Source organism: Ruegeria sp. YTSC004 (assembly GCF_059609805.1).
In genome coordinates this window covers 234,552-260,670 of record NZ_JBXWMJ010000002.1, presented here as the reverse complement: position 1 = coordinate 260,670, position 26,119 = coordinate 234,552, and the positions used below count along the sequence as shown (strand labels likewise).

Here is a 26,119-nt window from a genome sequence, read left to right as displayed (position 1 = left end):
TTCAAACTGTTGAAACGTTACAATAACAGACTGGTAGGTCCTATACAGGTCAGCTTTTTTGACCTAAAATGCGTATGAATGAAGCACACTGATCTGACGAGGGGAGGCGTCCGATGAGTCAGCCACAAATATCGCTAAACGACCGGTTCGATCTTGAGAAAAACCCCGTTCTTTTGAACGGCACACAGGCGCTGGTGCGTCTTATGTTGATGCAGAAGGCACGGGACAATGAGGCGGGTCTGAATACCGCAGGTCTTGTGACCGGATACCGCGGTTCGCCCCTTGGGGCTGTAGATCAACAGATGATGCGAGCCCAGAAACATCTGGCTGAAAGCGATGTGACCTTTCAGTTCGGGCTGAACGAAGATTTGGCCGCCACAGCATTATGGGGTAGCCAACAGGCCGGGTTGCGCGGTGACGGCAAGTTCGACGGCGTCTTTGGACTTTGGTACGGCAAGGGTCCGGGAGTGGACCGTTCCGGCGACGTGATGCGTCACGCGAACATGGCCGGAACCGCCAAACATGGCGGCGTTCTGATGGCCATGGGTGACGACCATACCGGCGAAAGCTCGACCGTGTTGCATCAGTCTGAATGGTCTTTGGTCGACACGTACATGCCTGTGGTTAGCCCTGCTGGTGTGCAGGAAATTTTGGACTATGGCATCTACGGGTTCGCACTCAGCCGGTTTGCAGGCGTCTGGGTAGGGCTGAAGACAATGAAAGACACGATCGAGGTTACCTCGGTCGTGGATGGCAGCCCGGATCGCATGAACGTGGTGGTTCCCGAATTCGACATGCCCGAAGGCGGTTTGAACATTCGGTTGGGTGATACACCGCACCTACAGGAAGGGCGGGTCATTGACTATAAGCGTTTCGCGGCCGAGACGTTCTCGCATGCCAACAAGATGGACAAGCGCGTCTGGGGCAAACCGGGCGCGAAAATCGGGTTTGTAGCGGCCGGCAAGAATTGGCTGGACCTGACGCACGCCATGTCATTGCTGAATATTGATGAGGCCGAGGCCGAGCGCCTGGGCATTACGACTTACAAGATTGGTCAGACATTCCCGCTGGATATGGCGGGTTTCCATGACTGGGCCGAAGGATTGGACCTGATTGTAATCGTTGAAGAAAAACGAAAGCTGATCGAGGTTCAGGTCAAAGAGGCCATCTTTGACGACCGCCGCGGGCGTCGCGTCTACGGCTGGTACAAGGGCGGGGCCGGTACCTTGCATCGTGAAGAACTGTTCCCGACACGCGGCGCGCTGGATCCGATCATGATCGCCGAAAAACTGGGCGATATCCTGATTGAGGAAGGGCGCGATACTGACGGGGTGCGCGCTGGAATGGCCAAGCTATCCGAGGCGCGCCGGGCGGATAATGCAGAAGAGATTGCAACGCGTTTGCCGTATTTCTGCTCGGGCTGCCCACATAACAGTTCGACCAAACTGCCCGACGGCAGCCGGGCCTATGCGGGGATCGGCTGTCACTACATGGTGCAGTGGATGGATCGGGAAACCACCGGGTTCACCCAGATGGGCGGAGAGGGTGCGAACTGGATCGGCGAAGCGCCGTTCTCGACGACCGATCACGTGTTTCAGAACCTAGGTGACGGGACATACAACCACTCGGGCGTTCAATCGATCCGAGCGGCGCTGTCGGCAGGAACCAACATCACCTTCAAAATCCTGTTCAATGATGCCGTCGCCATGACGGGCGGGCAGGATAACGAAGGTGATCTGAGCGCAGAGCGGATCGTGGCCGAGGTCAAGGCCATGGGCGTTCAGCATGTGGCCGTGGTTTACGATGAAAAAGAAGACGTGAACTTCAAGGCAATGCCGTCTGGCGTGGAAACCTTTGAACGCGCCGAGCTGATGAACGTGCAGAAGAAATTCCGCGAGATCGAAGGCGTTTCGGTCATCGTCTACGTTCAGACCTGCGCGGCAGAAAAGCGTCGCCGTCGCAAGCGGGGTACGTTCCCGGATCCAGACAAGCGCGTGTTCATCAACTCGGACATCTGTGAGGGGTGCGGCGATTGCGGGGTTCAGTCGAACTGCGTCTCGATCGTTCCGAAAGAGACCGAGTTGGGGCGCAAGCGCGCTATCGACCAGTCCAGCTGCAACAAGGATTTCTCTTGCCTGAAAGGGTTTTGCCCGTCTTTCGTGACATTGGAAGGGGCCAAGATCCGCAAAGAGGCCACGACCGAGATCGATTTGCCGGACTTGCCGATGCCCGTTCTGCCGACGATCAACGGTACACATAACGTTGTCATTACTGGCATTGGCGGGACTGGCGTGGTCACTCTGGGCGCTGTGATGGCGCAAGCAGCTCAGATCGACGGCAAGGGCGCCGGGATGATGGAGATGGCGGGTCTGGCCCAAAAAGGCGGCGCGGTGCACATACATTGCCGTCTGGCCAACCGGCCCGAGGACATCAGTGCCATTCGTGTGGCCACGGGCGAGGCACATGCGCTGATTGGGGGCGACCTTGTTGTGTCCGCTGGGGCCAAAACGCTTGGACTGACTCGCACCGGACAAACTGGTGCCGTGGTAAACAGCCATGAAACCGTCACGGGCGACTTTACCCGCGACACCAACTTCCAAATCCCCGGCGATCGACTAGAGCTTGCGCTGCAGGCGCGGTTGAAAGAGGGTCTGTCGCTGTTCGACGCCACCGATCTGGCACGCGCGGTGATGGGCGACTCGATTTACTCCAACATGATGGTCTTGGGAGCGGCCTGGCAGCGTGGTTTGTTACCGATCAGCCTTGAAGCGATGTTACAGGCGATCGAGTTGAACGGGACCGCGGTTGAGCGCAACAAACGCGCCTTTGATATTGGCCGTTGGGCCGTTCTGCATCCGGAAGATGTCACCGCGATTTTGAACCCTCAGGTGACCGAGCTGCCAAAAACTCTGGAACAGCTGATTGAATTCCGTGCGCAGCACCTGACCGACTACCAAGGCGCCCGTCTGGCAAAGCGTTATCGTAAGCTTGTCGATAGCTTCGAGGATGATACCGTCAAAGAGGCCGTCGCAAGAGGGTATCATAAGCTATTGTCTTACAAGGATGAATACGAAGTTGCGCGTCTGTTGCTTCGCAGTCGCGAACAGGCAGAGGCCGAGTTTGACGGCGACTTCAAGATGACCCTGCACCTTGCGCCACCGATATTGGGTGGGAAGGATGCAGAAGGCCGGCCACGCAAGCGGGCATTCGGAGAGTGGATGTTGGGTCCGTTGAAGTTGCTTTCCAGGTTGAAAGGCCTGCGTGGTACTCCATGGGATATCTTTGGCTACAGCACCGAGAGACGGATGGAGCGCGCCTTGATCCGGCAATATGAACATGATCTCAAAGAGATAACGCCCTTGGTTACACCACAAACCAAGGATGCGGTTGTTGCTTTGGCCAAGTTGCCACTAGAGATCAAGGGTTTTGGCCCGGTTCTACTTGAAAACGAGGCTAAGGCCGCAAAAAGGCGCGAAGAACTGTTGGCGACCATTCGAAATGGCGGTCCAGAAATGCAAGCGGCGGCCGAATAATCCGTCACAAGCCTGTCACGATAGCTAGGCAAAAATGTTACTTGGTACTATCTAGCAGGTGCCAAGTATCGGAGTTCGAAATGCCCTCGCGCCGCCACGTTGCTCGTGACATCTCTTATGCCTATTCCGCCGAAACCAAAGGCGGGCGTATGGTTATTAAGTTGATGGAGAACACAACGGGTCGCATGCGCCTGATTAAGCGTGCAGACGGGTATGAAAAAGAGGTGGCCGACGGGCGTGATTTCTGGTCGGTCATGGTTGAGAGGTACGGGCTTACGCTGGACGTGGTCAGCGGGTCTTTGTCCAACATTCCCAAAACCGGGCCACTGATCCTGATTGCCAACCATCCATATGGTATTCTGGACGGGATGATGATGGGGCATATCTTGTCCGAAACGCGCGGAGATTTTCGCATTCTGGCGAACCACGTGTTTCGCAAGGCCGAAGACTTGGACAACATTGTCTTGCCTATATCGTTTGAAGAAACGAAAGAGGCGATGAAGCAGAATATTGAAACCCGGAAAACCGCGCTGAACTATCTGGGTGATGGCGGTGCCATTGGGATATTTCCGGGTGGCACGGTGAGCACGGGCGTAAAGCCGTTCTCACATCCGATGGATCCGGGGTGGCGTGGGTTTACTGCAAGGATGGTGGCCAAATCCGAGGCTACCGTAGTGCCCGTTTTCTTTGACGGTCACACCTCGCGCCTGTTCCAGATTGCCAGCCATCTGCACAACACTTTGCGCATGGGGTTGCTGATCAAAGAGTTCAAAAAGCGCGTCGATACGCCGGTAAAAGTGGTCATCGGTGAGCCGATTTCCCGCGACGTTTTGGACCCGTTAGCCACCGACAAACGCAAGATGATGGATTTCTTGCGCAAAGCCACGTATGAGCTGTCCCCAAAGCCGCTGAAGTCTTATGACTACGGCTATGAATTTGAGGAACGGCATCGCGCCTAAAGGGGCAAATGGCAGTAGGCATCTTTGATTCCGGATTGGGCGGTCTGACCGTCCTGAACGCCGCGCAGAAACGTCTGCCCGACGTAGATTTTCTATATTTCGCGGACAGCGCACACGCGCCCTATGGCGTGCGGGACGCTGAAAATATCTATGACCTGACACGCAGAGCCGTGAACGATCTGTGGAACCGTGGTTGTGATCTTGTGATTCTGGCTTGCAATACCGCCAGCGCGGCCGCATTGCGCCGGATGCAGGAAGAGGGTGTGCCCGAAGGCAAGCGCGTGCTTGGCGTGTTTGTTCCGCTTATTGAGGCGCTGACGGAACGGCAGTGGGGCGATAACAGTCCGCCTCGTGAGGTTGCGGTCAAGCACGTGGCCCTGTTTGCGACGCCTGCCACAGTGTCCAGTCGGGCCTTTCAGCGGGAACTGGCGTTTCGAGCCATCGGTGTCGATGTCGAGGCGCAGGCCTGTGGAGGTGTCGTGGATGCCATCGAAGACGGTGACATGATCCTCGCTGAAGCGTTGGTTCGGTCGCATGTGGATGCGCTGAAACGCAAGATGCCCGAACCGCAGGCGGCGATTCTGGGTTGCACCCATTACCCGCTGATGGCCGAAACCTTCCAGCGGGCTCTTGGGCCGGATGTTCAGGTGTACAGTCAGGGTGATTTGGTCGCCGAAAGCCTAGCGGATTACTTGCAACGGCATCCGAGAATGCAGGGTGACGGCGACGGTGGCTTTCTGACCACCGGCAAGCCCGCGTTTGTCAGCGACAGGGCGACGCAATTCCTCCGACGACAAATCACCTTTCAGGCCGCCTGACTTAGGTCAAGGACGCAGCCTGTTTGATCCCGTAGTTCAACGACCGTCACACCGGCGATCGTATCCCGTGTCACACTGAAACAAGAGGTCTCACATGACCCATAGAATCGCAATTCTGGGCGCATCTGGTTATACCGGCGCTGAACTGGTGCGGCTGATCGCCGAACACCCGAATATGGACATCGTCGCGCTGGCCGCCGAGCGAAAGGCCGGTCAGTCGATGGCGCAGGTCTTTCCGCATCTGCGGCACATGGACTTGCCGGATCTGTGCAAAATCTCCGAAATCGATTTCTCGAAAGTCGACCTTTGTTTCTGTGCCTTGCCGCACAAAACCAGCCAGGTGGTCATTCGCGACCTGCCCAAGACACTTAAAATCGTGGACCTGTCCGCTGATTTCCGGCTGCGTGATCCGGACGAATACGAAAAGTGGTACGGGAACCCTCATACGGCCTTAGAGCAACAGGAAGAGGCCGTCTATGGCCTGACTGAGTTCTATCGGGATGAGATCCGCAATGCGCGCCTTGTAGCCGGAACCGGCTGCAATGCGGCGACTGGTCAGTACGTGCTGCGCCCGCTGATTTCGACCGGCGTCATTGATCTGGATGACATTGTTTTGGACCTGAAATGTGCGGTGTCAGGGGCAGGGCGGTCGCTTAAGGAAAACTTGCTGCATGCAGAGTTGAGCGAAGGATACAACGCCTACGCGATTGGCGGCACGCACCGCCATTTGGGTGAGTTCGATCAGGAATTCTCGGCGCTCGCCGGGCGCACAGTGCACGTTCAGTTTACGCCACATCTGATCCCGGCCAACCGCGGTATTCTGGCGACAACATACGTCAAGGGCGATCCGGCCAGCGTGTACGAGACATTGGCCAAGGCTTATGAAGACGAACCCTTTATCCAGATGCTGCCTTTTGGTGAGGCGCCTTCGACCCACCATGTGCGGGGATCGAACTTCTGCCATATCGGCGTGGTCGCCGACCGGATCGAACGCCGGGCCATAGTGATCGGAGCATTGGATAACCTGACAAAAGGTAGCAGCGGGCAAGCCTTGCAGAACGCCAACCTGATGTTAGGTGAGGATGAAACCCGGGGCCTGATGATGGCCCCCTTGTTCCCGTGAGGACGGTATGAAAACGCTCAAGAAACGTCGTCGTATTCAGGTCATTGTTTTGGCCGCTGTCGCATTGGCGCTGTCGACGGCGTTGATTGGGTATGCCATGCGGGATGGCATCAATTTCTTCCGTTCGCCCAGCGAGGTGATCGCCGAGCCCCCGAAGCCGACCGAAGTGTTTCGGATTGGCGGACTGGTCGAAGAGGGCTCGATTGTGCGTGGGCAGGGAGAGACAGTGCGATTTGTTGTAACCGATGGCGGCGAAAGCGTTCCAGTGGCATTCACTGGAGTTCTGCCGGACCTGTTCTCGGAGAATCAGGGGATGATCGGCACCGGATCTTACGTAAACGGCGTTTTCGAAGCCACTGAAATTCTTGCCAAACACGATGAAACCTATATGCCGAAAGAGGTCGTCGATGCCCTGAAGGAACAGGGTGTCTATAAAGAGGTCGACGGAGGCTGATCCGGGCCTGATACCTAACTTCAAACAGGGGCGTTGCGTGCACATGGCACACAGCGCCCTTTTTCATTGCCACGGGTTAACTAATTTGCCCGAGCCTTTACGCAATCACAGGCGGAGGGTCCGATGCAGACGGTTCGGCAAATTGCGATTGAGATCGTGGGGCGTGAGGGTGGGTTCGTAGATGACCGGGATGATCCGGGCGGCGCGACAAACTATGGTGTGACCGTTCATACCATGCGGCGTCTGGGTCTGGATTTGTCCGGTGATGGAGTGGTGGACCGGACGGATGTTCGAAGGCTCAGCAAAGCGCAGGCCATTGATATTTTCGTCCGACATTATTTTGAGCTTCCGCGCCTGAGACTGTTGCCTCAGATAGTCCAACCCTCGGTGTTCGACATGTATGTCAATGCTGGTGCGCAGGCAGTCCGCATTCTGCAGCGATTGTTGCGCGAAATGGGTTTCGACGTGGTGGTGGACGGGGTTGTTGGGCCACAGACAGCTCGGGCATGCCGAAGCGCGGCCAAGTCTGACCCGGTTACCTTTGCAGATGCCTATGGGGTTGCACGCCGCAACTATTACTTCCGTCTTGCGGATCGAAGGCCCGCGTCCCGGAAATTCGCGCGCAGTAGGGCGGGCGGTAAAGGAGGCTGGATCCGGCGGGCGGAAGAGTTTGTTTCACCTTCCTATCACCTGACGGACACAGAGTTTCAAAAGAGGGTTTCACGATGGGATTGATCTCGGGTATTTTGGCTTTTCTGTTTGGAAACGAGCGCAACATCATACGAGAAACCGCCGAGGTCTTTCGGGAAAATGCAGAAAGCGGCGCCGAGAGGGGTTTGCAGATTCGACGGCAGGCTGTCAGTCAGTTCGGGGCAGAATTTCAGGGCTCTGGAAAAGCTCCGTTTGATCGGTTTATCGACGGTCTTAACCGCCTGCCCAGGCCCGCGATGGCACTGGGAACGCTTGGTCTTTTTGTGGCGGCGATGGTCGATCCGATCTGGTTTTCGGCGCGTATGCAGGGGATCGCCCTGGTACCCGAGCCGTTGTGGTGGTTGCTGGGGGTGATCGTGTCCTTCTATTTCGGCGCGCGGCATCAGGCCAAGGTGCAAGAATTGCAACGCGAAATTTCGGCCACCATGATGCGCACTCCGCAGGTGCTTGAAAGCCTAAAGGCGCTGGCTGAGATGCGTAGCGACGGCGTGGGCGTGGCCAAATCCGGCCCCGACGCGGCACTAACAGCAGCCGTAATAAAACCTGACGAAAACCTTGCGTTAGAGACATGGCGGCGCAAAAGGACCGGCTGACCCGCGACACTATGTTCGCGGCAAGGGGGCGAAAGTGATTGGTGCTGGTCACGCAACAGGATTATATCTGGGGCATGATTACAGAACTTGGCCATTTCGCCCTGATCCTCGCCTTCCTCGTCGCAATCGTGCAGTCGATCGTTCCCTTGATCGGCGCAGCCAAACGTTGGGTCGGCTGGATGGGGGTCGCGGAACCCGCCGCAATCGTCCAGTTCTTGCTGGTTTCTTTCTCGTTCGGAGCCTTGGTCTGGGCGTTCGTGACTTCGGACTTTTCCCTGCGTGTGGTCGTCGAGAACAGCCATTCGGCCAAGCCGATGCTGTACAAGATCAGCGGGACATGGGGAAACCACGAGGGCTCGATGCTGTTGTGGGTTCTTATCGTGTCATTGTTCGGAGCGATGGCTGCTTTTTTTGGGGGTGGCTTGCCACCGACATTGAAAGCGCGCGTTCTATCGGTTCAATCGATGATTGCGGTCGCCTTTTTCGCGTTCATCCTGTTCACATCGAACCCGTTTGAACGGCTGATTGTCGCCCCGTTCGATGGTCGTGATCTGAACCCGTTGTTGCAGGATCCCGGCTTGGCCTTCCATCCGCCGTTCCTGTATCTGGGTTATGTGGGGCTTAGCATGGCCTTCAGCTTTGCCGTCGCCGCCCTGATCGAAGGGCGCGTTGATGCCGCATGGGGCCGCTGGGTGCGTCCGTGGACCCTTGCCGCGTGGATATTCCTGACCATTGGCATCGCTCTGGGATCATGGTGGGCCTATTACGAGCTGGGTTGGGGCGGTTTCTGGTTCTGGGACCCGGTGGAAAACGCCTCGTTCATGCCATGGCTTTTGGCCGCCGCGCTGTTGCATTCCGCCATCGTCGTGGAAAAACGCGAAGCGTTGAAAAGCTGGACCATCCTTTTGGCGATCATCGCATTCGGCTTCTCGCTGATCGGGACATTCATCGTGCGGTCGGGCTTGCTGACTTCTGTGCATGCCTTTGCAAATGACCCGGAACGCGGCGTCTTTATCCTGATCATTCTGGTGCTCTTCATCGGTGGCGCACTGACCCTGTTCGCGGCCCGCGCCCAAGCGATGGAGGCAAAGGGTGTGTTCAGCGTGGTTAGCCGCGAAAGCGCGTTGATTCTAAATAACATCCTGCTGGCGGTCAGCTGTTTCGTGGTATTCTTCGGAACGATGTGGCCGATGGTGGCAGAGATGGCGTTCGACCGTAAGCTCTCGGTCGGCGCGCCATTCTTCAATGCGGCCTTCACGCCCTTTATGGTCGCCCTAGGTATCGCGTTGCCGATAGGGTCCATGTTGCCATGGAAGCGAGGCAAATTGGGCAAGACGGCCTATTCCCTGCGCTATGTGTTCATCTTGTCGGTCGCGTTGGCCCTGTTGGTCTGGGTTATGCAGACCGGACGCAGTGCCCTTGGGCCGATCGGACTGTTTCTTGGGGCCTGGATCACTTTAGGTGCGGCCGTTGATTTATGGAGCCGCACCGGTCGCAAGGGCAGCATCCAACGTCTGTTCCGCTTGCCGGGCGCGGACTGGGGTAAAGCGGTGGCTCATACCGGGCTTGGAGTAACCATCTTTGCCATTGCCGGTCTGACCGCGTGGGAGGTTGAAGATATCCGCGTTGCGCAGCCCGGTCAGCCGTTTGAAGTTGGGCAGTTCACACTGACGCTTGAAAATGTCCGCAACGTGCAAGGGCCGAACTATTTTTCAACCACTGCGGATGTTCAGGTTGAAAAGAGCGGTCGATCTATGGGCACGCTGCATCCCGAGAAACGCAATTACCCCGTTGCCCGGATGCCTACTACCGAGGCGGCGATCGACTATCGCTTTTGGGGCGACCTCTATGTCGTGATAGGGGACCAGCAAGCCGATGGTGGTTGGGTCATGCGGACTTACATCAAACCTCTGGCCAACTGGATCTGGGGCGGATGTATCCTGATGGCATTAGGCGGGCTCCTGAGCTTGACTGACCGCAGGTTCCGGGTGGCAGCGGGTGCGCGCAAAGCACCCTCGGGTGGAGTACCGGCGGAATGAAGCGTCTGATCCTGATTTTCGCCCTGATCGCATCGCCCTTGTTTGCGGTGCAGCCAGACGAGGTACTGGAGGACCCGGTCCTGGAGCAACGCGCGCGTGACCTGAGCACCGGCCTGCGCTGCCTTGTCTGCCGCAACGAAAGCATCGACGAAAGCAATGCCGAACTTGCCCGCGATCTACGTTTGTTGCTGCGCGAACGGCTGGTCGCGGGCGATACCGATGAGGAAGCGGTCGATTTTATCGTGGATCGTTACGGTGAATACGTTCTGTTAAAGCCTACGGTTACGGGGGCGAACCTGATGCTATGGCTGGCCGGTCCGATCATGCTGTTGATCGCCGCCGTGATAGGCTGGAGTTTTTTACGCAACCGATCTCAGGCGGTGGGCACGGAAGTCAAGGACGGCCTCAGCGAAGCTGAGAAAGAACGCCTGCGCCAGATTCTTGACGACTGACCCACCGTATTTCTTTCCCTTCGTCTTGAATTGAGTCAGGGTTCCCTAATGCCGTGAGCATGGGGAGAGCACTACATGGACTATGAGGCTATACTGCTGGATATCACTGACAATCTGGCAGTGGTAACCCTGAACCGGCCCGACAAGATGAACGCGCTGACCGCACAGATGCGGGCCGAGGTCACCCATGCGATGACACATGCGGCCCGGCATGCGCGGGCAATCGTGCTGACAGGGGCAGGGGGCGCCTTCTGCTCAGGTCAGGATCTGGGCGATTCTTCCAGCACTGGCCGGATTGATCTGGAACGCACACTGCGCGACGAATATGATCCCATGCTGGAATCCATCTACAACTGTCCGGTCCCAACCATCGCAGCCGTCAATGGACCAGCAGCCGGGGCCGGGGCGAACATTGCGCTCAGCGCAGATGTGGTGATTGCGACTGAAAGCGCGTATTTCCTGCAGGCGTTTTCCCGTATCGGCTTGATGCCAGATGCGGGCGGCACATGGTTCCTGCCACGACAGATGGGGTTCGCCAAAGCCATGGGGGCGGCACTGTTTGCCGACAAAGTCAGTGCCAGACAAGCGGACGAATGGGGCATGATCTGGGAAGCGGTGGCTGACGACGATTTCGACGCGCATTGGCGCAAGCGAGCTGCCTATCTGGCAAACGGACCGACCACCGCGTTTGGCGCGATCAAACAGGCAATCCGCGGAACTTACGACAACACTCTGCCGCAGCAACTGGAGATGGAGGCGCATTTGCAGGGCTACTGTGGCCGTTCGCGCGACTTTGCCGAAGGGGTAGTAGCCTTCATGGAAAAACGCCCCCCGAAATTCGAGGGGCGTTGAACAGTTTAAGCGCGACGCCGGCGGCGATTGCGCCGTTCGGGCACTGCCGCATCGTCTCCGGTACCGTCCGAAGCTGAAGAGAACGGGCCCAAAGCATCCGTGATCTGATCCAGCGTCGGACGTGTCCCGCGGCTGGTTGTATCCAGTGCCTCACGCATTTTGCGCAGGTGATCTGGCATGGTGCCACAGCACCCGCCGATGATCGTGGCACCCGCATCCCGTGCCATCGCGGCGTACTGCCCCATCAATTCAGGCGTGCCGTCATAGTGGATATGGCCATCGACATATTTCGGGATACCCGCGTTGCCTTTGGAAATCACCGGACGTTCCGTTCCCTGAGCCGCAAATCCAAGCACAGTACGCAGGATGTCTGACGCACCGGTGCCGCAGTTGGCCCCAAATGCGATTGGCGGATTAGGCAGGGTTTCGACCAGTTGGGCCAGATCGGCCGACGTTACACCCATCATGGTACGTCCGGCAGTGTCAAAGCTCATGGTGCCACACCAGGGCATGTCGGCCAGCGCAAAAGCTTCCGCCGCTGCTTTGAATTCCTCTGGTGCGCTGATGGTTTCGACCCATAGAACGTCCGCACCACCTTCTTTCAGCGCTTCGGCTTGCTCGTGAAACATCTCAACAGCGCCGGCATGGGACAGGCTGCCAATAGGTTCCATGATCTCACCGGTCGGACCAACAGAGCCTGCAACAACAATGGTGCGCCCGGATTTGTCCGCCACTTCACGGCCCAGTTCGGCACCGATCCGGTTCAACTCACCAACCCGGTTATGGGCGTCGTGCAGTTTCAGGCGCGCGGATGTGCCGCCAAAGGTGTTGGTCAGAAACAGGTCGCTGCCTGCGTCAACCGAACCCTGGTACAAAGCGCGGATTTTATCCGGTGCTTCGACATTCCACAGCTCGGGCGCGTCACCTGATTGCAGGCCCATATTGAACAAGTTCGTGCCTGTGGCACCATCGGCCAGCAAAGCATCATTTGTTTCCAGAAGTTTATAGAGCGCATTTGTCATGGGGGTATTCCCAAATAGCCGAATGGGGCCGTTAAAAATTCAGACGCCCCGTGTCTCATGACCGGGGCATCAAATCAAATTCATAAAACTCATGAAGATCATGAGCCGAGTGTTTTTTTATTCGGTTTCGCTCAGGACCTGCGCTTTGGCTTCAGGCAATAGCTCGGCCATTTTTGCGCGGATTTCCTCATCGGACGACAACGCGCCCAAATCTCCGGCGACCTTGCGCACGACATCTTCGTGCCCGGCCTCTTCGAAATCGGCGATTACTACGGTTTTGGCATAGGCTTCGGCGTCCTCGCCGGACTTGCCCATCTTTTCTGCGGCCCAGAGACCTAGCAATCTGTTGCAGCGCGCCTGTGCTTTGAACTGCATTTCCTCGTCATGGGCGAATTTAGCCTCAAAAGCGTTTTCGCGTTCGTCAAAAGTGGTCATTGGTTGCGGACCTCATAGATTACATCTTCTTTATTGATGATATGACTATAGCTGAGCGCCTGTGCAAGGGAATTGCGCTGCGTCAAAGCCTCTCGGTCCGCTGAACTTGCGGGAAAGGGGGGCTTGGACTATGAGGGCGCCAACGCGAAGGGACTCATTCCCTCGCCCCGGACTGGAAAGGTCGCTCATGGCGCGTCGCAAAAAGATCTACGAAGGTAAGGCCAAAATTCTGTATGAAGGCCCGGAACCCGGCACCATTGTCCAGTATTTCAAGGATGATGCCACCGCGTTCAATGCGGAAAAGAAAGATGTCATCGACGGAAAGGGCGTGTTGAACAACCGTCTGAGCGAGTTCTTCATGACTGGCCTCAACCAGATTGGTGTTCCGACCCACTTCATCCGTCGCCTGAACATGCGTGAGCAATTGGTGCGCAATTGCGAGATTGTTCCGCTTGAAATCATCGTTCGCAACTATGCGGCGGGAACAATGTCAAAACGTTTGGGCATTGCCGAAGGGACGCAACTGCCGCGCCCGATTGTCGAGTATTGCTACAAAGACGACGCGTTGGGTGATCCGCTGGTCACCGAGGAACATATCGCCGCTTTTGGCTGGGCCAGCCAACAGGACATGGACGATATCCTGAGCCTCGCGCTGCGCGTCAATGACTTTATGAGCGGCATGATGCTGGCTGTCGGCATTCGTCTGGTCGATTTCAAGATCGAGATCGGTCGCGTTTACGACGGGGATTTCCAGCGTTTGATCGTGGCTGATGAAATCAGCCCCGACAGTTGCCGCCTGTGGGATATCGAAACCGGTCAAAAGCTGGACAAAGACGTATTCCGCCGCGATCTGGGTAGCCTGACGGACGCATATTCCGAAGTTGCACGCCGGCTGGGCGTATTGCCGAAAAGCAACGTCGCTAAGCCCACGCTGATCAACTGATCACACGGGCGAACCGGATTTTATCAAAAGCACTGCTATACTCAAAGCGGTGCTTTTTTCTTTGTATCTGGCGGTTTGACAGGATTGCCGGTTGTCCGGCATTGTCGGGCAAATAGGAAAACGAGAGTAGCGCTATACATGGCCGAATTGTTTGATCAGGCAGTTTTTCTAAAGTTCCTTGCAGCCCTTCTGGCGATTTTCAACCCGCTCTACGGCATCCCGATTTTTCTTAGCATGACGAAAGGGTATTCGGCCCCCGAACGCCGGCGGGTAGCGTTTATCGTGACGGGTACGGTGATTATTATCGGTCTGATAGCGGTTGTGATCGGAGAAGAGATCCTGGCTGTGTTCGGGATCGACATACCCTCGTTCCGTATTGCCGGGGGTCTGATCATCTTCGGTATTGGTATGTCGATGCTGAACGCGTCGGACAGGCCACAAGGGGATCAGCAAGCTGTGGAGGAGGGGCATAAGAAAAAAGAAAACATTGCCGTTGTACCGCTTGCAATTCCGTTGACTATTGGGCCCGGCACTATTGCGATAACAATCGTCTACTCTCATACGCTTAGCGATGGTGCCGAAGTGGTGACGCTTGGCACGGCAATCGTAATCGCTTGTTTGATCGTTGGCTTAGGCTTGTTGTTCGCCGATCCGATCTCGCGCTTATTGGGGATGACGATGATTAATGTCATCACGCGTGTCATGGCTCTCATACTTGTGGCGGTCGCAATCGAGATGGTTTTGACAGGCACGTTCAATGCAATTGACGCGCACTATCCTGGTCTGATTTCCGGGGGTGGCGGGTAGCGGGCATAAGTGCGGTCATCTGCCCACTTCAAGAAGGGTTGTCGAACGCCTTTCAGCACGTTATCCCCCGCGCAACGGAACGGGCCGACAATATCGGCCCTCAGCTGGAGTTGCGAGAATGAAAGCACGTGTGCATGTGATGCTCAAAAACGGGGTCCTCGACCCGCAGGGTGAGGCGGTGCGTCACGCATTGGGTGCCATGGGCTTTGATCAGGTCGAAGGCGTGCGGCAGGGCAAGGTGATCGATCTTGAGCTGGCCGAAGGCGCGACCGAGGCGGACATCACCGAGATGTGCGAAAAGCTGTTGGCCAACACGGTCATCGAACGCTACGAAATCGAACTGGTCTGAACCTTATCCCCGGAGGCCCCGCCATGCGCGCAGCTGTCATCGTATTCCCAGGCTCAAACTGTGACCGGGATCTTGCCGTCGCTTTCGAACAGGCAGGTTTTGAGGTCGATATGGTCTGGCACAAGGACGCCGCGCTGCCTGAAGGTGTGGATATCGTCGGCGTTCCGGGTGGCTTTTCCTACGGCGATTACCTGCGCTGCGGCGCCATTGCTGCGCAGTCACCGATCTGCAAAGCCGTGGTCGAACATACCAAACGTGGCGGTTATGCCATTGGTGTCTGCAACGGGTTTCAGATATTGACTGAAACCGGCATCCTGCCGGGCGCTTTGCTGCGCAATGCCGGTTTGAAATACATTTGCCGCACGGTCGGTCTGAAGGTGGAAACCAGCGACAGCGCGTTCACCGAAGGTTACAATGCGGGCGATGTGATCGGTATTCCAATCGCGCACCATGACGGTAACTATTTTGCGGATGACGCCACACTGGCCAAACTGCAGGATCAGGATCGGGTCGCGTTCACCTATACCGAGAATCCGAACGGCTCGGTCGGGGATATCGCCGGTATTCTGTCTGAAAATCGCCGGGTGCTGGGAATGATGCCACACCCTGAACGTGCGGCGGATGACGGCCATGGTGGAACGGACGGAACGGCATTGTTCCGCGCATTGTCTGGTGTTCTTGCCCCAGCGTGACTTGAGGTTATGATCCAGCCCGCGTAACTTTCTGGGATGAGTTCCGAAGTTCGCTCTGGCTGGTCCTTTCTGACAAAACCGTTTCGTGGTGCGCCATTGGGTTGGCGGCTGCGCTTGGCGATTATCATTCTTTTGATCGCAACGGTCACCACGGTTTATGTAACCAACCGTCTTCTGACGGACCGGTTTACTGAATCAACACGAAACCGGGCCGAAGTGCGGCTGGCGTTGTATTCCGGCAACTTGCTGAGCGAACTGCGCCGAAACGCAATTGTTCCGCAGCTTTTAGCACGCGACCCGACGTTGATTTCCGCGCTGCAGTCCAGTGACTATTCCCTTTCCACCCAGCGTTTGATTTCGTTTGTCGAAGAGATTGGCGCGGCCTCGCTGATGTTGCTTGACGGGGACGGGCGAACTGTTGCGGCCACTGATCGTGCTCGCTTGGGAGAACCACACCGGAGTTCGCCGTATTTCATTGATGCAGTGCGGGCGAATTCGACGATCTTCACCGTGATTGAAAAGGAATCGGGCGGCTACAGCTTTGTCTATTCAAGACGAATGGAAGCCAATGCCGACGTTCTGGGCGTCATCGTGGTCGAGGTCGATCTGCAGAAATTCGAGCGCGCCTGGGCAGGTATTTCCGACGCTGTAATGGTGACTGACAGTACCGGAACGATCATTCTGTCGACTGAACCGCAATGGCGGGGGCTTGAAGAGAACGCCGCGTTGCTTCGCCAGCCGGCGCAAGGTGCCATTCAGCGGGCAATACGCGCCACAACAGACTGGACCGCGTTGCCGCCAGACGCCTATCTGCAGGGTGAGGCGGTGATGCGGATGGAAACGCGCATCCCGTTCCGGGGATGGAAAATGACGTCGTTCACCACTTACGAGTCGATTCGGGAAAAGGTTAACAGCGTTATCGCGCTCGAGATCATGGGTTTTGCGATTCTTCTGGCACTGGCCTTCTATGCGCTTAGCCGTCGAGCCACGTTCCGCATGGCGTTGTTCCAGCGCGAGTCGGCAGAGCTTCGCGCATTGAACTCAAGGCTAAAGCGGGAAATTGCTGAGCGGGAAAGGGTTGAAAAAACACTGGAAGTTGCCGAACAGACGCTGGCGCAAAGCTCGAAACTGGCCGCTTTGGGTGAGATGTCGGCGGCCGTGAGCCACGAGCTAAATCAACCTCTGGCTGCAATGAAGACCTACCTGGCTGGCGCGCGTCTTTTGCTGCGTCGGAATAGGCCGGAAGAGGCGCTGGCAAGCTTTGGTCGGATCGATGGTCTGATCGAAAGGATGGGGGCGATTACCCGCCAGCTCAAATCCTATGCGCGTAAGGGTGCGGATACGTTTTCCCCAGTAAATCTTAGTGAAGCGCTGGCATCGTCGCTGTCCATGATGGAGCCGCAACTGCGCCAGCGTCACGTCAAGATCACTCAGATACTGCCCGACGAACCGGTGTCAGTTATGGGCGATCGGATGCGGATCGAGCAAGTGATGGTGAACCTCTTGCGCAATGCGCTAGACGCCACCAAATCAGTATCCGAACCAGATATCGAAATCATACTTGCAGCGGGCGATACAGCGGTGCTGACAGTGCGCGATAACGGCTTTGGAATCGAGAACATCGAAAATCTGTTCGAACCGTTCTATACTACGAAACAGCCCGGCGACGGGGTCGGTCTGGGTCTTGCCATCTCTTCCGGGATCGTGAACGACCATGGTGGAAGGCTGACTGCACGAAACAGCCCACAAGGCGGGGCCGTGTTCGAGATGCAGTTGCCGATTCTGGGAAGCGACGGCCTAGAGGCCGCGGAATAACGAGGAATGACTATGGCACAGGCCATGAAGATCGCCATTGTGGATGACGAACAGGACATGCGCCAGTCGATCAGCCAATGGCTGGCACTGTCGGGATATGACACGGAAACCTTCGCCAGCGCCGAGGACGCGCTGAAAGTGTTGGGACCGGAATATCCGGGTATCGTGATCTCGGATATCAAAATGCCCGGCATGGACGGCATTCAGCTCCTGAAAAAGCTTATGGGCGCCGACAGTACGTTGCCGGTCATCATGATCACCGGTCATGGCGATGTGCCGATGGCGGTAGAAGCAATGCGCGTTGGGGCGTTTGATTTTCTAGAAAAGCCCTTTAATCCTGATCGCATGTCGGAACTGGCCAAACGGGCCAGCAATGCGCGCCGACTGACCCTGGACAATCGTGCCTTGCGGCGCGAGCTGTCGGGCGGAACCCAGATCATGAACAAGTTGATCGGCGCCAGCCCGGTCATGGAACGTCTGCGCGAAGATATCCTCGATCTGGGTCAGGCCGATGGCCATGTACTGATCGATGGTGAGACCGGCACCGGTAAGACACTTGTGGCTCACGCGTTACACGCGGTTGGCAGCCGTGCTGGTAAGAAGTTCGTTCTGGTGTCTTGTGCCGCGCTTGAGGAAGAGGCGCTGTCGAAACGCCTGTTTGGCCCAATGATGCCGGAAGACGCGCAATTGCCAGCGATCGAAGAGGCGCGAGGCGGTACACTTGTGCTGGAAGACGTAGAGGCGTTGAGCGATACGCTGCAGGCCCGGTTACTGAGCGTGATGAACGATCAAGGAACGCCGGCTGAAACCCGGATCATCGCAATTTCTAACCTGCAAGAAGCAGGCAAGACCAGCGAAGACGTTCTGCGCCCGGACCTGTTCTATCGTCTTGCTGCATTGCGGATCACCATGCCGCCTTTGCGTCAGCGTGGCGAGGATATCCTGACGCTGTTCACCCGGCTGAGTGAGCAGTTCTCGGAAGAATATGGCTGTGACGCGCCACAGGTAAGTGCACAGGAAGCGGCTCAGCTATTGCAAGCGCCGTGGCCGGGCAATGTGCGGCAATTGATCAACATCGCGGAACGCGCCGTTCTGCAATCACGCCGCGGGTCGGGGACGATTGCGTCGCTGTTGATGTCCGATCATGAAGAAATGCAGCCCGTGATGACGACCGAAGGCAAGCCGCTCAAGGAATATGTTGAGGCGTTCGAGCGGATGCTGATCGACAACACGATGCGGCGGCATAAGGGCTCGATTGCATCTGTGATGGACGAACTTTGTTTGCCACGTCGGACCTTGAACGAGAAGATGGCGAAATACGGGCTGCAGCGCTCGGACTATTTGTAAGAAAGAGAGGGGGCCAGCCCCCTTTTGAGCCTACGGCTCAAATCACCCCCGGGATATTTTTAGCCAGATGAAGTGATCCCGGGGCTTTGTGTTGCTCTTCTCGCAGTTTGCCCATTGTGTTTTCCACAGGACTGCTTTTATTGTATCCGGACGGGCAGGGCTAATTTGCGCCCAAAAGTCCCGAATCTTTGAGTTTCGCTGCTCTGTCGTTGATGGTGATCAATCCCGCAAGGCAAAGCAGACCGATTATGCCCCCAAGGGGGCAGCTGAACGCCTGAGCCCGCAAAAGCGAGCGAAAGGAATAAATGGGCAGGCAGCGGTTAGATCTGCGCCTGTCGGAGAAGAACCGCGATGACGCGCGCGCAACGATTGAGTATACGGGCAGGGGGCCACAGCGCCAGACCCTGCCGCGCGCCGTCCGAAATCGCCCTGACAAGACACCACCCCAAAAGCGCCTGTCCCCCCGGACGGGTAAGGACAACGCGTTTGGCGCGGTGCACCAAGGACACATGGCTAAGAAAATGCTTATCGATGCCACCCACGCGGAGGAAACCCGCGTCGTGGTGGTTGACGGAAACAAGGTTGAGGAGTTCGACTTTGAATCCGAAAACAAACGCCAGCTTGCTGGCAACATCTATCTTGCAAAAGTAACCCGGGTCGAACCGTCCCTACAGGCGGCTTTTGTGGATTACGGCGGGAATCGGCACGGTTTCCTGGCGTTTTCGGAAATCCATCCGGACTACTATCAAATCCCGGTCGCAGATCGCGAAGCGCTGATGGAAGAAGAGCGCGCCTATGCCGAGGCAATGAAGGCGCGGGATGAAGCCGAAGAGGCGAAGCCTAAAAAGCGTCGCTCGCGTTCGCGCACGAAGGCTGCGGATGTAAAATCCGATGATGCAGTAGAGTCGATTGAGGTTTCATCCGAACCCACCGGCATGGAAACCATCGATCTGGACGAAGGTGAAGAAGGGGCCGACATGTCGGTTCCGGAAGGCACCTCTCCGGCTGATCGTGTGGCTGAAACTCCGGTGGAAGAGCCGGTCGATGCCGAAGTAACCAAAGAGCAACCTATTGAAGCTGAATCTTCGGAAGAGCCAGTTGATGCCGAGGTTGTGGCAGAAGCAGAAGGTGCTGCTGAGGTCGAGGAAGTGGCCGAAGCCCCTGCAGAAGCTGAGGAAGCAGCCGCCGATGGTAGTCAGCATGACTCTGTCGAAGCTGCCCCAGAGGAGTCCGTTGAAGATTCCGAGGTTGGCGGTGACGAACCAGAGGCAGCCGTAGAAGAGGTTGAAGCCTCTGAGGACACCACGTCTGAAGATGACGAAAAGTCCGATGTCGAAGCGCGGGCTGATGCGACCTCGAAGGACGATTCAATCGAATCCGTCGCCGACGAAGATGACAGCGAAGACATTCGCCCGGTGCGTAAGCCGCGGCCACGTCGCTATAAGATTCAAGAGGTTATCAAGGTCCGCCAGGTCTTACTGGTGCAGGTCGTAAAGGAAGAACGTGGCAACAAGGGTGCTGCTCTGACCACCTACTTGTCTCTGGCAGGTCGGTATTGCGTTCTGATGCCTAACACGGCGCGTGGGGGCGGGATCAGCCGCAAAATCACCAATGCGCCGGACCGTAAGAAACTTAAGGAAATCGCGGCGGAAATCGACGTGCCTACCGGAGCCGGACTCATCATCCGGACCGCCGGCGCCAAGCGTACTAAATCCGAGATCAAGCGTGATTATGAATACCTGCAGCGCATGTGGGAGCAGATCCGCGAACTGACGCTGAAATCGATTGCGCCGGCGAAAATCTATGAAGAAGGCGATCTGATCAAACGGTCGATCCGCGATCTCTATAATCGCGAAATTGATGAGGTTCTGGTCGAAGGTGAAGGCGGTTATCGCATCGCCAAAGACTTCATGAAGATGATCATGCCTTCACACGCGAAGAATGTGAAACGGTATGAAGACGCGCTGCCTTTGTTCGCGCGCTATCAGGTCGAAAGCTATCTGGCCGGAATGTTCAACCCGACCGTTCAGCTGAAATCGGGCGGATATATCGTGATCGGCGTGACCGAAGCGCTGGTCGCGATTGATGTGAACTCGGGTCGGGCGACCAAAGAGGGTTCAATCGAGGAAACCGCGCTCAAGACCAACCTTGAGGCCGCAGAAGAGGTTGCGCGCCAGCTGCGCCTGCGTGATTTGGCAGGCCTGATCGTCATCGACTTCATCGATATGGACGAGCGCAAGAATAATCTGGCCGTCGAAAAGCGTATGAAGGAACGGCTAAAAACAGACCGTGCGCGCATTCAGGTCGGCCGCATCTCGGGCTTTGGCCTGATGGAGATGAGCCGCCAGCGTCTGCGTCCGGGGATGTTGGAGGCGACGACACAGCCATGCCCGGCCTGTCATGGCACTGGCCTGATCCGCTCGGACGACAACATGGCGCTGACCATCTTGCGTCAGATCGAAGAAGAGGGTACCCGCCGCCGCTCACGCGAGGTGCTTGTTCGTTGCCCAGTCAGCATCGCCAACTTTCTGATGAACCAGAAACGCGAGCATATCGCACAGATTGAGGCCCGTTATGGCCTGTCTGTACGTGTTGAAGGCGACGTACATCTGGTCAGCCCGGATTTCTCGATGGAGAAATTCAAGACGGCAAGCCGGATCGTTCCCGAAGCCAGCGCGCCCGTTGTTTCCGTGGATGCGTCCCTGATGGATCTTATCGACGCCAGTGAGGAAGAGCCGGTCGAAGAGGAAACCACCGTTCAAGCCGAAGAGGAGGCTAAGCCCAAGCGCAAGCGTCGTCGCCGCCGTCGGAAGAAGAGCAATGGTTCTGACGAAACCCCTGAGGTGAACGCTGAAGAGGGTAACGCGGCGGCGTCCGAGGAATCGGATGAAGCCAAAACCGAAGCGGCGGATGACGTAAAGCCTGAGGGTGAAGCACCTGAGCCTGCCGAAGAAGAAAAAGCGGCCAAGCCCAAGCGTCGCCGCGCACCGCGTCGCAAGAAGAAGGACGCGGAACCTGTTGAAGCTGCAGAAGAAGTCGCCGCTGAAGCGGTTGTGAGCAAGGATGCCCAGGCCGCAAACCCTGAAGCACCGGCCGAGGAAGGTGGTGTGACAGATGCACCTGTTGAAGCCCCTGTCGAAACTGCCGAAAAAGTTGAGCAGACTGAAACAGCGGCAGAGCAGCCCGCGCCCGAGGCGGAAAGCGTCGTTGAAGAACAGGTTGAACCTGCAGAGGCTGAACAACCCGAACCTTTGGCCGATGTGGTCTCAGAAGACCTGCAGGAACCAGCGGACATCATGGTTGAAGAAGCCCCTGAGCCAGTTCTGGAGGTCGTAGCCGAAGAGCCGGAGCAGCCCGCCAAACCCAAACGGCGTGGCTGGTGGTCACTGGGTCAGTAACAAGAAAAGGCGGGCCAGGTGCCCGCCTTTTTCTTTTTGGCCGATCTCAGTGGGATTTCTGGATCAAATAGATCTGATGGCCGTCTGCGTCTTCCTGCGACAGCAATTGGTGCCCGCTCTCAGAACAGAAATGCGGGACATCAATTATGGCGGCAGGATCATCTGCCAGCACGCGCAAAACGGCCCCGGCAGGCATGGATTTCAAACGCTTGCGCGCTTTCAGGACGGGCAGAGGGCACAACAGACCCAACGCATCGAGTGTTTCAGGCGGATTTGACATAAGGTTCAGATATTTCCAACTGGGCAGGGTGTCCAGCATGCAACCACGAGGATGTGACCGAATGGCCCCGTGACGTTGGCCGTCTCATACCATATGTGCTGAGACATGTTCGGAATAGATATCATAGACGCGGGCCTGCTGCCTGCCATGTTCATCGCGATGTTGGGCGGATTGATCAGCTTTCTGTCGCCCTGCGTTCTGCCCATTGTTCCGCCGTATCTGGCTTATATGAGCGGCGTGACGATCAACGAGATGCAGGATGAGGCGAAAGCACGCCGCAAGGCAACCTTCGCCGCCCTGTTCTTTGTTCTGGGCCTGTCTACGGTGTTTTTGTTGCTGGGTTTCACCGCTTCTGCCTTCGGGGTGTTTGTCCTGCAGAACCAGGTGTTGTTCGCAAAGATCTCTGGCGCAGTGGTCATCGTCTTTGGCCTGCATTTTCTGAACGTCTTCCGTATCCCGTTTCTGGACCGCGAAGCGCGGATTGAGACCGGTGATTCTGGTGGATCAGTGTTTGGCGCTTATATCCTTGGTCTGGCCTTTGCGTTTGGATGGACACCGTGCATTGGGCCGCAGCTGGGGGCGATCTTGTCACTGGCCGCGTCCGAGGCCTCGGTCGCGCGGGGAACCCTGTTGTTGGGCGTCTATGCGGCGGGCCTGGGTATTCCATTTCTGCTGGCTGCGATGTTCCTGAACCGGTCGATGTCGGTGATGAATCGGATCAAGCCATACATGGGCACGATCGAAAAGGTGATGGGTGGCTTGTTACTGTTCGTGGGCATCATGCTGATCACCGGTCTGTTCACTGAATTCAGCTGGTGGCTGTTAGAGACATTCCCGGCGCTGGCGAATTTTGGATGATCTGCTGATCTGACTTACCTTGGCCCCATTGCTGGGTTAACCTGCGCCGCAGAAGGTAAGGCCATGAGCAGTCAGAAAAATCAACCTCGGGTGTGTAAACGCCGGGTATTCTATATACCCGGCTACGACCCGATTCCGCCGCGGCGATATCGGGAGCTGTATCGAACCGAAGGCAAGCTGCAGGCCGAGATTTCCGGTTATGAAATTTCGACGTCCGCCAAGTCTGGCGATGGCCCTTATGGGTGGCATGTCACTTCACGTCAGGACGGGACCGAAGTTCACGTTGATGTGGATGTTCTTGTCTGGTCGGACCTGGTTCGTGACAGCATGTCCAACTCGATCCCAGCGACCTATCTGCAACTGGTGCGGACCGCGTGGATCTATATGTCGACAGGAACACTGTGGCGCCTGATGCGGTTGCGCAAGGGGCCGGTGGTTGCCGCACTATATCCGGTTGGAATGTTGCTGGCTCAACTGCTGTTGGCGATCTTGCTAGCCGGGGCCATGACATGGGTTTTAATGCCGTTTATCGGATGGATGGGCGTAATCCTTGCGGTTGTGGCCGCTTACGGTCTGTTGCGCTGGTTTCGCCGGCAAGACGGTCAGCTTTTTGCCTATTACCTGATGCATGATTATGCCTATTCCGCAAAACTCAAAGGGGCGACGCCAGTTGAATTGCGCAATCGCCTGCGTGCATTCGGTGCGTTGATCCAAGAGGCGCTGAATTCAGACGCAGACGAGGTGCTGGTCGTCGGGCATAGCTCAGGGGCCCATCTGGGTGTCAGCGTTCTGGCCGATGTTATCCGCGACAACAGTCAACGTGATGACGGCCCTGTATTTTCGTTCCTAACGTTGGGACAGGTCGTGCCGATGGTATCTTTTCTGCCCCAAGCCCGTGAATTGAGGGCAGATTTGCAATTCTTGTCCACGCAGGAAGGCCTGACCTGGGTCGACGTCTCGGCCCCCGGCGATGGCTGTTCTTTTGCGCTGTGCGATCCGGTTTCCGTCAGCGGTGTCGCTACCGCCGAAAAGAAATGGCCGCTGGTTCTGTCTGCGGCCTTCACGCAGACCCTGTCCCCCGAGCGATGGCAAGCATTGCGTTGGAAATTCTTCCGCCTGCATTTCCAGTATCTCTGCTCCTTCGACAAGCCGGATCGTTATGATTATTTCCGCATCACCGCCGGCCCACTGACGCTTGGGCAGAGGTTCAAGGGCCGGGCGCCTTCTAAGTCGCGGGTGGAAAAGCCGGTTTCAAAATACAGTTCGGTGACGGCATGACGCCGCCCAAGCCACCTTCACGCCCTGATAAAGTATCGCTTTGGCGGTATCTGAGGTTGTTTCGCAAGGACGTTCTGTCAGCCCAACCCCATAGGCTGTACCGCGCCTGGATGGCCGAATTTCGCACGCCGTTCTTTCGATCATACTTGGTGAATCAGCCAGAATTGATCGACACAGTTCTGAAAAAACGCCCTGATGATTTCCCCAAATCTAACCGCATAAGTGAGGGGCTGCGTCCGTTGCTGGGGGACTCTGTCTTCCTGACCAACGGGGACACCTGGAAGAGGCAGCGCAGGATCATTGATCCGGCGTTTGAAGGCGGCCGTTTGAAAGATACGTTTCCAGCAATGCATGCGGCTGGTCAAGCGGGCGTGGATCGGTTGCGCACGCAGGCAGGTGGTGTTGTTGAATTTGAAGAGGTCACCAGCCATATCGCGGCGGATGTCATCTTTCGCACTTTGTTTTCGGTGCCCATCGAACACGAAATCGCCGCTCAGGTGTTTGACAAGTTTCGCAGCTATCAGCGTGAACAACCCATTCTGAACATTGCGGCCTTTGTCCCCCTGCCAAAGTGGTTGCCACGACTGCATTCGTGGCGCACCAAGAAGAATGCAAAGGATATCAGGGCGCTAATCCAGCGACTTACGGCGGACCGGGCTGAACTGATCGCTCGTGGTAGCGCGCCGAATGATCTGGCAACCAAGATCATGACCACGCGTGATCCCGAAACCGGGCGTAGGTTTGACACGCAGGAAATGGTTGATCAGGTGGCGATCTTCTTTCTTGCCGGGCACGAAACCAGCGCGTCCGCACTGGCCTGGACGCTGTACCTGATTGCAATGTATCCCGAATGGCAGGACAGGCTGGCTGAGGAAGCTGTGGCGCTCGACTCGCCTGATTTTTCTGTATTGTCGCGGCTAAAGCTCAGCAGGGATGTGTTTCGCGAAGCGCTGCGGCTTTACCCGCCCGTGCCGATGATGGTGCGCGAGGCGACATGCCCCGAACATTTCCGGGACAGGGATGTCCCCGAAGGGTCGCAAATCGTGATCAGTCCGTGGCATCTGCATCGGCAGGAAAGGCTCTGGGACCGTCCCGACGAGTTCGATCCGACCCGGTGGGGAACTGAGAATGGAAAGACCTGTCAGCGCAACGCGTACATTCCATTCTCGACAGGGTCCCGCGTATGTCCCGGTACTGGGTTCGCCATGATCGAGGGGCCGCTTCTGTTATCCATGCTGCTGCGACACTTCCGGTTCGAGTTGGTCGCGGGACAAACGCCCATTCCGGTCGCGCATTTGACCGTCCGATCGAAAGACGGAATTTGGTTGCGCTTGGTTGAGCGCTAACAAACTACCATCCTA

The 26,119-nt window shown here is 56.8% G+C and carries 23 protein-coding genes; 20 read left to right on the top strand and 3 right to left on the bottom strand.

The features are described from left to right. Positions 1–113 precede the first annotated feature (113 nt). From AC2FFP_RS04995 to AC2FFP_RS04950, 10 genes are all read left to right on the top strand, one after another. Positions 114–3,533, top strand: coding sequence for an indolepyruvate ferredoxin oxidoreductase family protein (locus tag AC2FFP_RS04995; protein ID WP_496880780.1), 3,420 nt, complete (start codon positions 114–116; stop codon positions 3,531–3,533). Positions 3,534–3,613: 80 nt separating this feature from the next. Then, positions 3,614–4,492, top strand: a complete 879-nt coding sequence (locus tag AC2FFP_RS04990) for a lysophospholipid acyltransferase family protein (RefSeq protein WP_496765084.1) — start codon at positions 3,614–3,616, stop codon at positions 4,490–4,492. Positions 4,493–4,500: 8 nt separating this feature from the next. Then, positions 4,501–5,310 carry a glutamate racemase gene (murI, locus tag AC2FFP_RS04985; protein WP_496739925.1) on the top strand — a complete coding sequence of 270 codons (810 nt, stop codon included), beginning with the start codon at positions 4,501–4,503 and terminating at the stop codon, positions 5,308–5,310. Positions 5,311–5,404: 94 nt separating this feature from the next. Continuing rightward, positions 5,405–6,433, top strand: a complete 1,029-nt coding sequence (argC, locus tag AC2FFP_RS04980) for an N-acetyl-gamma-glutamyl-phosphate reductase (protein ID WP_496765081.1) — start codon at positions 5,405–5,407, stop codon at positions 6,431–6,433. A gap of 7 nt (positions 6,434–6,440) precedes the next feature. Beyond that, the gene (gene ccmE / locus AC2FFP_RS04975) at positions 6,441–6,887 is read left to right on the top strand and encodes a cytochrome c maturation protein CcmE (RefSeq protein WP_496739927.1); all 447 of its coding nucleotides are present in this window, start codon (positions 6,441–6,443) and stop codon (positions 6,885–6,887) included. A 123-nt stretch (positions 6,888–7,010) separates the two neighbouring features. Next, positions 7,011–7,622: a holin-associated N-acetylmuramidase gene (locus AC2FFP_RS04970; protein WP_496765078.1), complete on the top strand. Its 612-nt coding sequence runs from the start codon at positions 7,011–7,013 to the stop codon at positions 7,620–7,622. Further along, positions 7,613–8,191, top strand: a complete 579-nt coding sequence (locus tag AC2FFP_RS04965; protein WP_496765075.1) for a holin family protein — start codon at positions 7,613–7,615, stop codon at positions 8,189–8,191. Before AC2FFP_RS04970 ends, AC2FFP_RS04965 begins: the two co-directional genes overlap by 10 nt. A gap of 74 nt (positions 8,192–8,265) precedes the next feature. Next, entirely contained in the window at positions 8,266–10,230 is a 1,965-nt protein-coding gene (locus AC2FFP_RS04960; RefSeq protein WP_496844042.1) for a heme lyase CcmF/NrfE family subunit, read from the top strand. Next, a complete protein-coding gene (locus AC2FFP_RS04955; RefSeq protein WP_058271538.1) occupies positions 10,227–10,682 on the top strand; it encodes a cytochrome c-type biogenesis protein in 456 nt (151 codons plus the stop codon). Before AC2FFP_RS04960 ends, AC2FFP_RS04955 begins: the two co-directional genes overlap by 4 nt. A 75-nt stretch (positions 10,683–10,757) precedes the next feature. Further along, positions 10,758–11,534: an enoyl-CoA hydratase-related protein gene (locus AC2FFP_RS04950; protein ID WP_496776743.1), complete on the top strand. Its 777-nt coding sequence runs from the start codon at positions 10,758–10,760 to the stop codon at positions 11,532–11,534. A gap of 5 nt (positions 11,535–11,539) precedes the next feature. Here the strand turns inward: AC2FFP_RS04950 and bmt are convergent, their stop codons facing one another. Both bmt and AC2FFP_RS04940 read right to left on the bottom strand, forming a co-directional pair. Continuing rightward, complete coding sequence (gene bmt / locus AC2FFP_RS04945; protein ID WP_496843894.1) at positions 11,540–12,556, bottom strand: betaine--homocysteine S-methyltransferase; 1,017 nt, start codon at positions 12,554–12,556, stop codon at positions 11,540–11,542. A gap of 117 nt (positions 12,557–12,673) precedes the next feature. After that, positions 12,674–12,991 carry a DUF1476 domain-containing protein gene (locus AC2FFP_RS04940; RefSeq protein ID WP_496765068.1) on the bottom strand — a complete coding sequence of 106 codons (318 nt, stop codon included), beginning with the start codon at positions 12,989–12,991 and terminating at the stop codon, positions 12,674–12,676. Positions 12,992–13,178: 187 nt separating this feature from the next. Here AC2FFP_RS04940 and purC point away from each other — a divergent pair, with 187 nt between their 5' ends. The 7 genes from purC to AC2FFP_RS04905 all read left to right on the top strand — a co-directional run bounded on the left by purC (position 13,179) and on the right by AC2FFP_RS04905 (position 22,342). Then, the gene (gene purC, locus AC2FFP_RS04935) at positions 13,179–13,934 is read left to right on the top strand and encodes a phosphoribosylaminoimidazolesuccinocarboxamide synthase (protein WP_058271542.1); all 756 of its coding nucleotides are present in this window, start codon (positions 13,179–13,181) and stop codon (positions 13,932–13,934) included. Positions 13,935–14,072: 138 nt separating this feature from the next. Then, positions 14,073–14,741, top strand: a complete 669-nt coding sequence (locus AC2FFP_RS04930) for a MarC family protein (RefSeq protein WP_496722693.1) — start codon at positions 14,073–14,075, stop codon at positions 14,739–14,741. 118 nt (positions 14,742–14,859) lie between these two features. Then, positions 14,860–15,090: a phosphoribosylformylglycinamidine synthase subunit PurS gene (gene purS, locus AC2FFP_RS04925; protein WP_109311572.1), complete on the top strand. Its 231-nt coding sequence runs from the start codon at positions 14,860–14,862 to the stop codon at positions 15,088–15,090. A gap of 23 nt (positions 15,091–15,113) precedes the next feature. Continuing rightward, positions 15,114–15,782 carry a phosphoribosylformylglycinamidine synthase subunit PurQ gene (gene purQ, locus AC2FFP_RS04920; RefSeq protein ID WP_496722696.1) on the top strand — a complete coding sequence of 223 codons (669 nt, stop codon included), beginning with the start codon at positions 15,114–15,116 and terminating at the stop codon, positions 15,780–15,782. A 36-nt stretch (positions 15,783–15,818) separates the two neighbouring features. Further along, complete coding sequence (locus tag AC2FFP_RS04915; protein WP_496880779.1) at positions 15,819–17,597, top strand: sensor histidine kinase; 1,779 nt, start codon at positions 15,819–15,821, stop codon at positions 17,595–17,597. A 12-nt stretch (positions 17,598–17,609) separates the two neighbouring features. After that, positions 17,610–18,944: a sigma-54-dependent transcriptional regulator gene (locus AC2FFP_RS04910; RefSeq protein ID WP_496722971.1), complete on the top strand. Its 1,335-nt coding sequence runs from the start codon at positions 17,610–17,612 to the stop codon at positions 18,942–18,944. 509 nt (positions 18,945–19,453) lie between these two features. Further along, entirely contained in the window at positions 19,454–22,342 is a 2,889-nt protein-coding gene (locus tag AC2FFP_RS04905; RefSeq protein WP_496880846.1) for an Rne/Rng family ribonuclease, read from the top strand. 46 nt (positions 22,343–22,388) lie between these two features. On the opposite strand, the gene AC2FFP_RS04900 is transcribed toward AC2FFP_RS04905, so the two are convergent. Beyond that, a complete protein-coding gene (locus tag AC2FFP_RS04900; RefSeq protein WP_058271547.1) occupies positions 22,389–22,622 on the bottom strand; it encodes a sulfurtransferase TusA family protein in 234 nt (77 codons plus the stop codon). A gap of 105 nt (positions 22,623–22,727) precedes the next feature. Between AC2FFP_RS04900 and AC2FFP_RS04895 the strand changes: the two genes are divergently transcribed. The 3 genes from AC2FFP_RS04895 to AC2FFP_RS04885 all read left to right on the top strand — a co-directional run bounded on the left by AC2FFP_RS04895 (position 22,728) and on the right by AC2FFP_RS04885 (position 26,104). Then, positions 22,728–23,480: a cytochrome c biogenesis CcdA family protein gene (locus tag AC2FFP_RS04895; protein ID WP_496880778.1), complete on the top strand. Its 753-nt coding sequence runs from the start codon at positions 22,728–22,730 to the stop codon at positions 23,478–23,480. 63 nt (positions 23,481–23,543) lie between these two features. Further along, positions 23,544–24,758, top strand: a complete 1,215-nt coding sequence (locus tag AC2FFP_RS04890) for a hypothetical protein (RefSeq protein WP_496765065.1) — start codon at positions 23,544–23,546, stop codon at positions 24,756–24,758. Next, on the top strand, positions 24,755–26,104 hold the full coding sequence (locus AC2FFP_RS04885; protein ID WP_496843890.1) for a cytochrome P450: 1,350 nt from the start codon (positions 24,755–24,757) through the stop codon (positions 26,102–26,104). Before AC2FFP_RS04890 ends, AC2FFP_RS04885 begins: the two co-directional genes overlap by 4 nt. The last annotated feature ends 15 nt before the right edge of the window (positions 26,105–26,119 follow it).